Source organism: Cryobacterium sp. MDB1-18-1 (genome assembly GCF_004402735.1).
Taxonomy (GTDB): domain Bacteria; phylum Actinomycetota; class Actinomycetes; order Actinomycetales; family Microbacteriaceae; genus Cryobacterium; species Cryobacterium glucosi.
Genome location: NZ_SOFR01000044.1, coordinates 78015 through 89752 on the forward strand (window position 1 = coordinate 78015; position 11738 = coordinate 89752).

An 11738-nucleotide genomic window follows, 5' to 3' on the forward strand; every position below is an offset into this window, starting at 1 on the left:
CTCATGTCTTCGTATACCTACCCTGTGGCGCGTCCCGAGGGGACGCTTACCGCAGCACAGATCCACCTTCTGCTCCAGAACCCGCGCGTTATCGCCAAGCGGGTCGCCGACCTCGCGAAGCAGCGGTTCATCGCCGACTACCTGCTCAGCGGACGCTTCACGGCGATCGGAGGTGGGATCTTCTACGAGACCGGCGAACAGATCTTCGCCGCGGACTCGCCCGAAGCGATCGCACCCGGCGGCGAGTACCCTCTGACCGTCCTGACACGCGGCGACCTCGCCGCAGCGAAGACGGGCAAGTGGGGCCTCGACACCGAGATCACCGACGAAGCGATCTCCCGCCTCGGCCAGCGCCCCGTCGACACCGCCCTCGTCAAGCTCGCCAACTCGGTCATTCGCACCGTCGACACCATCGCCATGGGTGTCATCGCCTCCAAGGTCACCGGCACGTTCGCGTCCGCTGCCGCATGGACCACGGTCTCGGCAGTGGTCGGTACCCTGCTCGCCGCCAAGTCGAACCGCGAGGACCTTGCGCTCGGCCTCGACCTCAGCACGGTCGCTCTCTCGGGCTCGCAGTACGCGAAGGTGATGGCGCTGTTCGTCGCCGCAGGCGTGCTGCCGCGCGAGAACGGCAACCCGATCGTCGCAGGTTCGCTGCCGCAGCAGCTCATGGGCTTCACGTGGGTGACGTCGCCGTACATCGTCGGCAGCGACCCGATGCTCATCGACCGCGACCAGTTGGGCGGCATGGCCGACGAGGACCTCGGTTCCCCCGGCTACGCCAAGTCCGGTGGATCCGGCGTCGAGACCTACGTCCAGCGCATCGGTGAGAACGACAAGTACCGCGGCCGCGCTCGTCGCGTCACGGTCCCTGTCGTCCTCGAGCCCCTCGCTGGCCTCAAGGTCACGGGCACGGGCCTCTGATGACGACGCACGTTGTTGTCGGCGCCGTCGCGGTGCTGCCCCTCGTCGGCGGGTCCGAACGGTACGTCTACCGCGGCGGCCACGTCGGTAGCGAGTTCACCCCGGAGGGCATCGCGCACGCGGTGTCCGCCGGCCTCGTCGAGGACGTCGAGGACGTCGAGGACGTCGAGGACGTCGCCGAGCGCCTCGAGCTCGAGCGCCAGGTCCGTGAGGCCGAGGCTGCAGCTGACTTCGACGCCCGGGTCTACGCCGCGGCCGAGAAGCTCGTCGCCGAGCGCGAGGCCGAGTTCGATGCGCGCGTACTCGCCGCGGCCGAGAAGCTCGTCGCCGTCGGAACATCCGCCGAGACGCCGACAGCAGCCACGGCGAAGGCCAGCCCGCCGAAGACGGCCGGCAAGTAGCCCGAAGGGGGTGATGGAGTGCTCGATCCAAGCGACCTCATCGGTATCGACGAGGTTCTCGCGTGGCGGATCATCGCCGTCGCGCGCTCCATCGCCTCCGGCCTGGACGCGCTCGAGGACGGACCTGCTCGCACCAGTGCGATCGCGATCCTGGTCGGCGTGGCGCGTGAGGCGCAAGCCCGCGGGTCACGCCAGGTCGCGGGGCAACGGATGGGCCCGGCCTCGGTCAACTACCAGCCGGATGTCTCCTGGTTCTCGACCGAGGACCGGGATGCTCTCAGGGCCGCCTGCGGCCCGGCACCAGCCGCAGGCGGTCCGATTGGCCGGTTCCCCAAATCGACCGTGGTGACACGACTCTGGCCCGAGGAACAGGAGGGACCCTGATGGGATTCCAGTTCGGTGAAACAGTGCTCCGCGATCGACGGCGGAAGAACGTCAACCCGTACTCCAAAGAGATCGCACCCGGTGACTGGGCAGATGTCGACACGATCCCGATTGAAGGGGCGTTCGTCGCGGCTTCCTCGAGCATCGCGGTCTCAAGTGCCACACGAACCGAGATCCTGACCGCGAAAAGCCTCTACTGCGATCCCGCCGACGACGTCCTGGTCGGTGACCGCATCCGTGTCGGGGACGACTCGTACCAGGTGAACGCGAAGCCGGCAGCGGACGTCAATCCATTCACCGGGTGGCAGCCCATCCAGGAAATCCCGCTCGGGGAGGCATCCGGGTGAAATTCAACGAGTCCTATTTCGACGAGCTCGGCAACTCCGCCCCTGTTGTTGCCCTCGTCGTCCAGGCCGCCACCGACGTTGCGGACGCTGCGATCGCGTCGGCCCCGGTCGACACGGGTGCGTACCGCGACGGAATCCACGTCGAAGTGCGCCGCGCAGCACACCGGGTTGTGGCCGTCATCGTGGCCAGCGCTGCCGACTCCATGATTGTCGAGGCGACGACGGGCAACCTGGCGCGGGCGCTGCGTTCGGCAGGCCGCAGTGGCTGACCCCCTCGTCATCCACGACGACCTCGAGCTCTTCCTGACTGGCTGGTTCAGGGCGGCCCTGGCCGCACGCCCCGAACCAGTCTGCCGGAACGTCTCGGTGACGAACGTGGAACCCGAACCGGGCGAGGTCTTCCCCGAGAAGCTCCTCGTCATCCGCGACAATGGCGGCCCGGACACATCCCTGATCTCGGCCGAGCGCGACATCGGCCTGTCCATCCTGGCCGGCACCAAGGACAACCCCAAAGACGCGAATGACCTGGCACGTATCGTCCACGCCCTCCGCAGCCAGATCCCCGCGATCGCGGCCGGCAACCCAGTCGCCGCGATCATCGCCTCCAACGGCCCTTATCCAGTACCCGAAAACCGGCCGACAGCCAGGCGGTACCTCACGATGACGCTCGTGGTCGTCGGCGCCCTCCTGTAGTTCCCCCTCGTTTCATCCAATTCACCCCCGACATCGGGGGCTTTCGCTTTTAAGGAGCACCCATGAGTGTCGATGTTTTCGGCAATGACGTCACCGCGGTCGGTATTCCGGTCACGGGCTTTTTCGGCTACGCCCCCTCGGGCACAGTCTTTCCCACCTCGGCTGAGGGTGCATCCCCCACCTTCACACTCCCCGGCGCCTTCAAAAAGGGCGGTCTCTTCACCGACGACGGCGGCTTCGAGTGGACCCTCGAACCCGACGGCGACCCCATCGTGTTCTGGCAGGACGGCTACTCCATCCCGTCCGGTCTCGCCAAGGCCGAGCTGGTCGCCAAGCTCGCCCAGTACGACGCGGTCGTGCGCGAGCTCTCCTTCGGAAAAACGGCCGACGCAAACGGCTACATGACCATCGACGCCGGCGGCCACAACCTCCAGTTCGTGGCCTTCACCGAGGAGATCTTCAAGAACGGCGTCATCCGCCGGCGAATCGCGGAGGTCAGCGTCAGCGGTGCCAAACAGGACAAGTCCGAACGCGGCAAGGTCAACGGTACCCAGGTGACGTTCAAGGCGAAACGCTCCGTCTACCTCAACAACGAGCACATCGGCGAGTGGTTGATCGGCCCGCCCTCGGCTCCAGTCATCACAGCCATCGCACCGACGTCAGCTGCAGCAGCAGCGACGATCACCATCACCGGTACCGGTTTCGTCGGCGTGACCCTCATCACGGTCGGCGGCGTGACTGCGCCCGGCTTCACCGTGGTCAGCCCCACCTCGATCACCGTGGCCGTGCCGGCCGGCGCAACCGGCTCCGCTCCCGTCCGGGTGACCACGCCATACGGGCTCTCCAACGCGCAGGCCTTTTCCCGCGCGTAACCGACTGCTGGCCGGGGTTCTGATGGGCTCCCCGGCCAGCTCCACCCCGGCCCATCATCCATCCCACACGAAAGGCCCATCATGGCTACCAGCACAACACCCGGACCCAAGCCCGCGTTTCTCCTCGTCGAAAAGCAGCTCAAGTGCCAGACCGACGACGGCGAAATCTCGATCGACACTCGGATCCCGCTCGAGAAGCTCGAACTGTTCATGACGCTCGAGCAGATCCCGGAGAAGGAAATCCCCCGCTACATCCTCGACACCATCCTGTCCCCCGTCGAAAAGGACAAGATCGAGGGCCTGACCGACGGCGTGGAAGCTTTCACAATCCTCTTGGAATTCGCCAAGGCCGTCGGAACGCGGTTGGGAATGAGCCTGGGGGAATCAGTGCCCTCTACTGCTTCGTCGGAAAGCACGAACGGGCCCTCCGCTACGACTTCCGACACCGCTTCAGAGTAAGCCTCAACGAGATCGGCCGCAGCGTCTCCTTCCCCGAGGCGGCCGATCTCATCGAAGAGCTCAAACGCGAATTCGGGTCCCACCTTCACGCCGAACTCAACGGATGGTCGTTCGCGGCCAGCTACGGCGACGTCATCGCCGCGATCCACGCATCCGCATACGTGAACGCGAATCGAGACATCGAGAAGAACCCGGATCCGCTCGTTCTCCCCGCGCCCTGGCCCGACGACGATCCCGCAGAGATCGTCACCCCTGAAGAACGCGCCGCACTCCGCGCGGACCTCATCAGCCGGTCGGCCTTCGCGCACTGACCTGAACGGAGCACTCATGTCCGAAGTCGGCCAAGGTGAAGTCCCGATCTTCCCCACCTTTCGAGGCTTCCGCTCCGCGGTCGTCACCGAGGTCGACACCACCGGCACCGAAAGCGGCGGGAAATTCTCCGCCGCTTTCGGCTCGGCCATCAAGGGCATCGGGGTCGGTGTCGCGGTCGCCGTCGGCGCAGTCATTGCCGGCGTTGCGACCGTCGCCGGAAAGGGCCTCGAGCGGTCCCTGAACCTTCAGGATGCGAAGGCGCAGCTCACCGGCCTGGGCCACGACGCGGAAAGCGTCGGCGTCATCATGACGTCGGCCCTGGAGTCCGTGAAGGGCACGGCGTTCGGGCTGGATGCGGCGGCTACCGTCGCCGCGTCAGCGGTCGCAGCCGGCATCGCACCAGGTGAGGCACTGACCCGCACGCTCAAGCTGACTGCGGACGCCGCGACGATCGCGAAGACCCCGCTCTCCGAAATGGGGGCGATGGTCAACAAGGTCGCCGCCGGCGGCAAGCTGACTACCGAGGTCCTGAACCAGTTCCAGGACCGCGGCGTACCGCTGCTGCAGATGGTCGCCACCCAGTACGGCGTCACCGCGGCGGCCGCGTCGAAGATGGTCACCGACGGCAAGGTCGATTTCGCATCCTTCCAGAACGCACTCGAAAAGGGTGTCGGTGGGGCCGCGCTCTCCTCCGGCGCAACCGCCCGAGGCGCGTGGGCGAACGTCGGCGCCGCGTGGGGTCGTCTCGGCGCCATGTTCACCGGTTCCGCTGTGGACGGTGCACCCGGCCTCTTTACCTCCATCGCGGCGGCCGTCGACCGTGCCGCGGCGGCCGTCAAGCCACTGTCCGTGTCATTCGGCGGTGTGCTCACGCCCACGATCGCGGCCTTCTCCGGCTGGATCGACAAGATCGACTTCGGGAAGATCGTCGGCGGCATCCAGGGCATCTACGACCTGGTCATCAATGGCAATTTCTCGTCCGGCCTCCGCGATGCTTTCAACGTCGAAGAAGACTCCGGCATCATCTCCTTCGTCCTCACCGTCCGAGACGGCATTACCGGCCTCTTCGACCTCGTCGTCCACGGAGATTTCACTGCCGCCTTCGGACGCGCCTTCAACGTTCAGGAAGACTCCGACGTTGTCGGCACTCTCCTCGATATTCGCTCCGCGATCGTCGACTTCTTCTCCGCGGTCGGCCAGGCCTTCCAGACCGGCGACTTCAGCGGCGTCTTCGCGTTATTCGGGGCGATCGGTACCACGCTGCAGCCGCTCGCACCGATCTTCGTCGGAGTAGCCACGGGCATCGCCCGCATTTCCGGAACCGTTGGCGATCTCATTGCTGCCGGCATCCCAGTCCTAGTACCGATCCTGAATACCTTCACTGACGCGCTCGGGTTCCTAGGCGATCATAGTGAAATTATCGCCCCGATCATCGCCACTCTCGCGGTCGGATTCGGGGTTTACAAGCTCGCCCAATCCGCGGCCAACGTCGCCTCCCTAGCCGCTATCCCTATCGAGGCAGCGCGCACGGTCGCCATGTTTGCCTCGGCAGCAGCGACCAACCGCAACACGGACGCGATTCTTCTGGCTGCGGGTGCCGACAAAGCCAGCCTCGCGTCAAAGCTCCCAGCGACTGGCGCGGTCCTCGTAAATACAGCCGCGTCTATCGGTAACGGTATTGCTCAGGCAGCGATGAAGGTCGCCGCGCTTGCTGGCGCCGCTGCGACGGGTGTCGCGACAGCGGCCCAGTGGGCCTTCAACGTGGCTCTGGATGCCAATCCCATCGGGATCATCATCCTCGCGATCGTCGCCCTCGTAGCCGGCCTCGTGTGGTTCTTCACGCAGACCGAGCTCGGTAAGGCCGTCTGGACGGAATTCACTCGTTTCCTTGGAGAAGCCTGGGCAAATATCTCCGCATTGTTCACGACCGGAATCGCCTTCATCAGTGGTCTCTGGTCAGCTCAATGGAACCTCATGAGCACCATCGTTACTGCGGTCTGGCAAGCAATAAGCCTGGTCGTGACGACCTATATCAACCTGATCATGCTCGTCATCACCGTGATTTTGACGACGATCAGTGGCATCTGGAGTGCCCTCTGGGATGGCTTCTTCACGGTGGTCTCGATCGTCTGGACTGCCATCCAGCTCGCTATCTCAACGGCGTTCCAGATCGTTCAAACGATCATCAGTACCGTCATGGCCGTCATTGTGGCCATCTTCACCGGCCAGTGGGACAAGATCGGCGGCATCATCGCCGGTGCCTGGAGCAAGATCCAGGGCCTCATCGGTGACCTGGTCAACGGGATCGCATCGGCGATCGGCCAGGTCGGATCCACGATCGGCGGCATCCGCGACACCATCATGAGCATCCTCAACGGCGCTGGGTCCTGGCTCGTCGATTCCGGCAAGGCCATCATCCAAGGCTTCATCGACGGCATCAGCGGCATGATCGGTGCCGTTGGCGATGCCGTCGGCGGCGTGATGGATTTCGTCGCCGGATTCTTCCCCCATTCGCCGGCCAGGCGAGGCCCTTTCTCCGGATCAGGGTGGACTGCGGTGAAGAACGCGGGTATCGCCGTCGGCGACCAGTTCGGATCCGGACTCGACTCCTCCACGCCCAGCTTCAATGCCCGGCTCGGGGCCCTGGTGTCGGCGTCGCAGCTGACCGCGGTGGTGAGTACATCGCAGAGCACGATCGCGGCCAACGGTTCCTCTGGCGCACCGCAGACGCTCAACCTATACGACGTCGACGGCGTCCTCATGGGCGCATTTGCCGTGGCGGCGGATGCCCGTATTTCTGCCGCCGATGACACGGCACAAATGGTCACTTCTGGCCGGAGGAGGGTCTAATGACGATCACAGTCTCGCCGAGCAGGTCGGAGAACCCCTCACCGTACGTCGATGTGCTCGTAGTGCCCCCCGCGGGCGTCGACCATTTCACGGTCACGCGCACGGCGGCCCACCGCAAGTTCAAGGTCCGCGGACTGGTCAACGTGATCGCCGCCGGCGGAGGCAGCATCCGCGACCACGAGGCCGGGTTCAACGTGCCAAGCACCTACCAGGCGGAGTACTTCACGGGCGGGCTCCCAACAGGGTTCTCCGCGCCGGCTGCGACGACCCTGTACGGACTTAGCCCAGGCTGGGCATGGTTCTCAGACCCCCTCGACCCGACCAGCGCCGTGAAGGTCGAGTTTCTGAAGGGCGCAGCGGGCGAACTCGTCAGATCCACGCCAGGCGAGTCGCTCGACGTGCCCCGTCGCTCCGTAGGCCTGACGATCCCCGGCACCCGAGGTGGCCTGAAACAGGTCGTTCTCGACTGTTACACGTCGACCAGGGCAGACGGGGAGAAGTTCGACGCGCTCTTCGGTGACTACGACTCTGACTCCCTTTCCATCATCTGCATCCGGGCGCTCCCCGAGACGTGGCTGCCGCCGACGCTGTTCGCGTTCGTGGGATCTCCGGCCAAACGGCCGCTCGGGGTCGATGGGCAGCGCGTGTACTGGGCGATGCAAGGTGACGAGACGACACCGCCGGCGCCCGCATTCGTGACCCCGTTGCTCACGTACCAGGACTTCACTGACTTCTATGCGACTTATGCGCAGTTCACAACCGCATATCCGGACTACCTGACGGCTTCTCGGGACTACACGATTGCGGGGCGCGGATGATTCACGCATCGGACGAGCTCGCATCTGCTGTCGAAGACGGCTCATTCACCTCGGGCTACGTCGCTGACCTGATCGTCGACGGGCAGGTGATGCTGAAAGACTTCGAGCTAGCCGGTGAGCTGGTCGCTGACGGTGGATCCCTCGTGCTCACGCAGGGCAAGCTGACCCTCACCTACAGCGACGATCTCGGCCAGTCTGTCGTGCCGACCCAGCTGACGTCCTGGCTGACCCCGTTCGTGTCGTTCCTCGATGTCTCCTATCGGGTCTCCAACAAGCTCTTCTCAGAGAAGGTGCTTCGCGGCCGCCTTAAGATCGTCGGGGTCACCGATCCCCAGGAGCGCAAGATCCGGTTCCAGGATCGGTTGATCACGGTCGGCTCGAGTGTGAAGTTGAAAGTTGCCGACCTCTTCCATGTGACCGACATGGAACGGTTTGAGGCGCCGTCCGCACCTGGTGACCTGTCGTCGGCGTGGGCGGAGCTCGGGAGGTTGACGCTGCTGCCGCTGAGCCGGTCGGTGGCCGACGTCGCGATCCCCCGATCCGTCACATACGTCGACAATCGGCTGGATGCTGTGGTGCTCCTCGCTGATCTGCTCGGGGGGATCCCATACGTCACGCCCGCGGGCGAAGTATCGATCGCGCCGACTGCATGGGGCTCAGTTGTTGCCACGCTGGGCATGGGGCCCAACGGACGCGTGAGTAAGGCCGGCGCCGACGACCTCACGGACACGGGCATCGCGAACAAGGTGATCGTGCGGTCCTGGGACGACCAGCAGGCCACTATCCTCGCCACAGCCCAGGTCGTATCGGGCCCACTGCGCTGGGGAGGGAAGTTCGGCCGGGTACCGTACTTCCTCTCGTCGGAGTTCGTCACGACGGCGTCGCAAGCGCAGGCGTGGGCGGACCGGATGCTGCCCGTCGTGTCGTCGATGAATGCGGTGCTGTACACCGTGCAGTGCCTGCCGGACCCGCGGCTGGAGGTGTGGGACGTGATCAAGTTCGAGAAGGACGGCGTCTTCAACACCGGCCAGATCCTAAAGATGACACTCCCCGCCCGCGGGATGATGACCCTCGTCGTGAGCGTGCCCCTTGTCTAACGACGAAGACGTCGCCCGGAAGCTCGAGGCCATCCCAACGGTGGCCATGCTCACCGCCCAGTACGTGTCCACGAACACGGATGGAACTGTGGTCGTGGACTTCGGCCAGGGCCCGCTGACGATCTACGCGGCTGGCTTCACAACGCCGCTGCCGGGCGCTTACGTACGCACGCTGCGGGTAAACGGACTCACGATGATGCTCGGCTCGGTGAAACCGCAATCCGCGTACGGCCGGGTCGTTGCGACTGGAGTCCCGAAGCTCACCGTGCAGCTGCCCGACGCCTCCGAGGTACAGCTCGGCTACCTCAGCACGTATGCGACGCCCGCCGTAGACGACGACGTGTTGATCATGTGGGACGGCGGCGGCATTGTCATTGGTCCGCTCGCTGAGATCCCGGAATCGGCCTACGTACCGCCCTCTGCTGTGCCGGTTCCGGTCCAGTACACGACAGAATTCCTCGCGACTGACTCCGGAACGTTCTATGTTCCGGGTGGTCAATGGAACTCCAACGATGTGTGGTCGTCACTCAGCAACGCGGGTGCCTGGTGGTTCAACGACATCGCCGGCACCATTCCAGATGGCGCATCCATCGTGTTGGTCGAAACGTATGTCACAGAGATCTATAACCAGCATCCCGCAGTGCTCGCCAAAGTCGGGCTGCATTCCCACGGCGGCAAAGCCGGCAACCCCGGAATCCGTGACGCTGCAGATATCTCCGCGGGCACGGGTTGGAAGACGCTCCCCAACGCTTTCGGAGACGCGCTGAAAACCGGCGCGGCCATCGGCATCGGCGTCCCCACCGTCCCTGGAGGGACCAGCTACCACCGTTACCAGGGCCGTAGCGCCGATGTGAGCTCCGGCAAACTCCGTATCACCTACGTCGCTTGACAAGTCTCCGACCGAGACTCCATTCACAGGAGGAACTATGGCACGCACGGGAAATACCACCCGGAACCCGGCAATGGGGACCTACTCTGGGAGCGCAACTTTCGCCGCTGACCTCACGGACTTGTCCCAATCCGTCGCCGGAATTGTTGGTGAAGAGGTCGGCGTTTTCAGTGACCTTCCTCTCGATGGGGCAATGATCGGGCGATCCATTTATGTCCGTGCCGCCAAGAGGAGTTTCAACTGGACCGGTACAACATGGGCTCCAGAGGTGTTGCTCTACAGCGGAACGGCAATCGTGACGACGGCGCCGATGATGCAAGTCTTTGAGGTTGTTGTGAACCTTGCAGCTGACGGAAAGATCGGCATCGACTTCCCTGTGGTCTTCCCAGGCGCGTGCCTATTCGCGAGCGGTATCAACGTGGACATTGCCTCGCGCCCAGTCCTTAACTTTTCAACGGTTTCCACAGCCCCAAACTCAGCCTTCTTTCAAGGCACCATCGGTGCTGCATTCGCTGGTGGCGGGATGGCACGCATCCGGGTGTTCGCGTTGGGGTACTGATGATGGCCGACACTTACGCAATTCGATAGGAGAATCATGGCCTGGCAAAATTTCTACTCCCACTGGGGCAATGCATTCGGGCTGAAAGCTACCGGATACGGGCAGAACGGTCACCGCGGCTCCGACGTCACCGGCGTCACCGCTGGCGACGTCATCCCCGCATACCGCTCGGGTGTGGTCCGTAAGGTGCAGTTCTCGTCCTTCCTCGGCACGGTGATCGTTATCGAGGCGGACGCTGATGGCAAGTTCGACGGCTACTGCCACGCCCGGGACGGTGCGCTTGTCACTGTCGGCCAGCGAGTCGCCGCCGGATCAGGACTCGGGCGCGTCGCCGGGTACGGAGATCGGCACGGTACCAGCTGGGATGGCGTGCACTGCCACCTGACCCGTGCCGACACCCTCGAAGGCGTTTTCTCAGGAACCGTCTACGATCCCCGGCCCACAGTGCTTGCCGCCATCGCGGCATCACTGAACTCCGCATCATCCTCCGTCGCTTTCATGGCGACCGCCGTACTCACCGCCCCCGCAGCAACCCAGAGCACCAAGGAAGAAGAACCCATGTTTAAGTTCGTCAACGCAGCAGATGGAACCCCTGAAGAGCGCGGCGTGTACGCGGTCGGCAAGGGCGGCAAAAAGCACCTTAGCGGCCAGGAGAAGGGCCTGCTCGAACGGTGGCGCAACGAGGACTCGCGGGACTCCCTGCTCCTCGCCGAGATGGACATCATTACCGCCGTGCTCAGCATCGTCGCGTAGCCACACCCAACCCGGGGAGGGGTCGTATGTGCCGTTATGACTGGGATTCAACCTGTCTGTGTGGCGGCTCGTGCGACTTCTGCCGATGCGAGAGCGAGACAACTACCGATGACTGAGATGACCTGGGTGATCGGTGCAATCGGCGTCGCGGTAACGGGAGCCCTGGGGTTCCTGGGCTGGATCGGTACTCGCAAGACGAGCGACAGGGAACGCATCGTGGCACTCGAGGAACGAAACGATGACCTTCAGGGCCAGCTCGACACCGAACGGCGCCGGGGCGTCCGAAAGGACGAGTTCATTGCCAAACAGAGTCGACATATCGCATTGAACCTCGGCCCGCCGGCACCGGATGCCCCCGACAACATCTTCACCTAGGAGTG

16 protein-coding genes are annotated in these 11738 nt (G+C 64.3%); all 16 read left to right on the top strand.

The annotated features are described in order from the left end of the window. Positions 1-3 precede the first annotated feature (3 nt). The 16 genes from E3O50_RS09900 (at position 4) to E3O50_RS09970 (ending at position 11733) form a co-directional block, all read left to right on the top strand. Complete coding sequence (locus tag E3O50_RS09900) at positions 4-924, top strand: hypothetical protein (protein WP_134558918.1); 921 nt, start codon at positions 4-6, stop codon at positions 922-924. Next, positions 924-1325, top strand: a complete 402-nt coding sequence (locus E3O50_RS09905) for a hypothetical protein (RefSeq protein ID WP_134558920.1) — start codon at positions 924-926, stop codon at positions 1323-1325. The genes E3O50_RS09900 and E3O50_RS09905 overlap by 1 nt, the downstream gene beginning before the upstream one ends. An 18-nt stretch (positions 1326-1343) precedes the next feature. After that, positions 1344-1709 (top strand): hypothetical protein, encoded by a 366-nt coding sequence (locus E3O50_RS09910; protein WP_134558922.1) that lies wholly within the window; start codon positions 1344-1346, stop codon positions 1707-1709. Beyond that, on the top strand, positions 1709-2056 hold the full coding sequence (locus tag E3O50_RS09915; protein WP_134558924.1) for a hypothetical protein: 348 nt from the start codon (positions 1709-1711) through the stop codon (positions 2054-2056). The genes E3O50_RS09910 and E3O50_RS09915 overlap by 1 nt, the downstream gene beginning before the upstream one ends. Further along, positions 2053-2325, top strand: a complete 273-nt coding sequence (locus E3O50_RS09920; protein ID WP_134558925.1) for an HK97 gp10 family phage protein — start codon at positions 2053-2055, stop codon at positions 2323-2325. The genes E3O50_RS09915 and E3O50_RS09920 overlap by 4 nt, the downstream gene beginning before the upstream one ends. Then, on the top strand, positions 2318-2749 hold the full coding sequence (locus tag E3O50_RS09925) for a hypothetical protein (RefSeq protein ID WP_134558927.1): 432 nt from the start codon (positions 2318-2320) through the stop codon (positions 2747-2749). The genes E3O50_RS09920 and E3O50_RS09925 overlap by 8 nt, the downstream gene beginning before the upstream one ends. Positions 2750-2811: 62 nt before the next feature. Continuing rightward, positions 2812-3621 (top strand): IPT/TIG domain-containing protein, encoded by an 810-nt coding sequence (locus tag E3O50_RS09930; RefSeq protein ID WP_134558929.1) that lies wholly within the window; start codon positions 2812-2814, stop codon positions 3619-3621. An 81-nt stretch (positions 3622-3702) separates the two neighbouring features. Continuing rightward, positions 3703-4080: a hypothetical protein gene (locus E3O50_RS09935; RefSeq protein WP_134558931.1), complete on the top strand. Its 378-nt coding sequence runs from the start codon at positions 3703-3705 to the stop codon at positions 4078-4080. Between the two features lie 161 nt (positions 4081-4241). Then, a complete protein-coding gene (locus E3O50_RS19145) occupies positions 4242-4391 on the top strand; it encodes a hypothetical protein (RefSeq protein ID WP_166790642.1) in 150 nt (49 codons plus the stop codon). Between the two features lie 16 nt (positions 4392-4407). Continuing rightward, positions 4408-7242: a tape measure protein gene (locus tag E3O50_RS09940; RefSeq protein ID WP_134558932.1), complete on the top strand. Its 2835-nt coding sequence runs from the start codon at positions 4408-4410 to the stop codon at positions 7240-7242. Beyond that, entirely contained in the window at positions 7242-8060 is an 819-nt protein-coding gene (locus tag E3O50_RS09945) for a hypothetical protein (RefSeq protein ID WP_134558934.1), read from the top strand. Before E3O50_RS09940 ends, E3O50_RS09945 begins: the two co-directional genes overlap by 1 nt. Next, positions 8057-9157, top strand: coding sequence for a hypothetical protein (locus E3O50_RS09950; protein ID WP_134558936.1), 1101 nt, complete (start codon positions 8057-8059; stop codon positions 9155-9157). Before E3O50_RS09945 ends, E3O50_RS09950 begins: the two co-directional genes overlap by 4 nt. Continuing rightward, complete coding sequence (locus tag E3O50_RS09955; protein WP_134564562.1) at positions 9150-10046, top strand: hypothetical protein; 897 nt, start codon at positions 9150-9152, stop codon at positions 10044-10046. Before E3O50_RS09950 ends, E3O50_RS09955 begins: the two co-directional genes overlap by 8 nt. 37 nt (positions 10047-10083) lie before the next feature. After that, entirely contained in the window at positions 10084-10605 is a 522-nt protein-coding gene (locus E3O50_RS09960; protein ID WP_134558940.1) for a hypothetical protein, read from the top strand. 36 nt (positions 10606-10641) lie between these two features. Further along, complete coding sequence (locus E3O50_RS09965; RefSeq protein WP_134558942.1) at positions 10642-11358, top strand: peptidoglycan DD-metalloendopeptidase family protein; 717 nt, start codon at positions 10642-10644, stop codon at positions 11356-11358. 108 nt (positions 11359-11466) lie between these two features. Beyond that, positions 11467-11733 carry a hypothetical protein gene (locus E3O50_RS09970; protein ID WP_134558944.1) on the top strand — a complete coding sequence of 89 codons (267 nt, stop codon included), beginning with the start codon at positions 11467-11469 and terminating at the stop codon, positions 11731-11733. Positions 11734-11738 lie beyond the last annotated feature (5 nt).

Coding starts and splice junctions, on each gene's coding strand:
- E3O50_RS09900 (WP_134558918.1), top strand. CDS start 4: ATGTCTTCGTATACCTACCCTGTGGCGCGTCCCGAGGGGACGCTTACC.
- E3O50_RS09905 (WP_134558920.1), top strand. CDS start 924: ATGACGACGCACGTTGTTGTCGGCGCCGTCGCGGTGCTGCCCCTCGTC.
- E3O50_RS09915 (WP_134558924.1), top strand. CDS start 1,709: ATGGGATTCCAGTTCGGTGAAACAGTGCTCCGCGATCGACGGCGGAAG.
- E3O50_RS09930 (WP_134558929.1), top strand. CDS start 2,812: ATGAGTGTCGATGTTTTCGGCAATGACGTCACCGCGGTCGGTATTCCG.
- E3O50_RS09935 (WP_134558931.1), top strand. CDS start 3,703: ATGGCTACCAGCACAACACCCGGACCCAAGCCCGCGTTTCTCCTCGTC.
- E3O50_RS09940 (WP_134558932.1), top strand. CDS start 4,408: ATGTCCGAAGTCGGCCAAGGTGAAGTCCCGATCTTCCCCACCTTTCGA.
- E3O50_RS09945 (WP_134558934.1), top strand. CDS start 7,242: ATGACGATCACAGTCTCGCCGAGCAGGTCGGAGAACCCCTCACCGTAC.
- E3O50_RS09950 (WP_134558936.1), top strand. CDS start 8,057: ATGATTCACGCATCGGACGAGCTCGCATCTGCTGTCGAAGACGGCTCA.
- E3O50_RS09960 (WP_134558940.1), top strand. CDS start 10,084: ATGGCACGCACGGGAAATACCACCCGGAACCCGGCAATGGGGACCTAC.
- E3O50_RS09965 (WP_134558942.1), top strand. CDS start 10,642: ATGGCCTGGCAAAATTTCTACTCCCACTGGGGCAATGCATTCGGGCTG.
- E3O50_RS09970 (WP_134558944.1), top strand. CDS start 11,467: ATGACTGAGATGACCTGGGTGATCGGTGCAATCGGCGTCGCGGTAACG.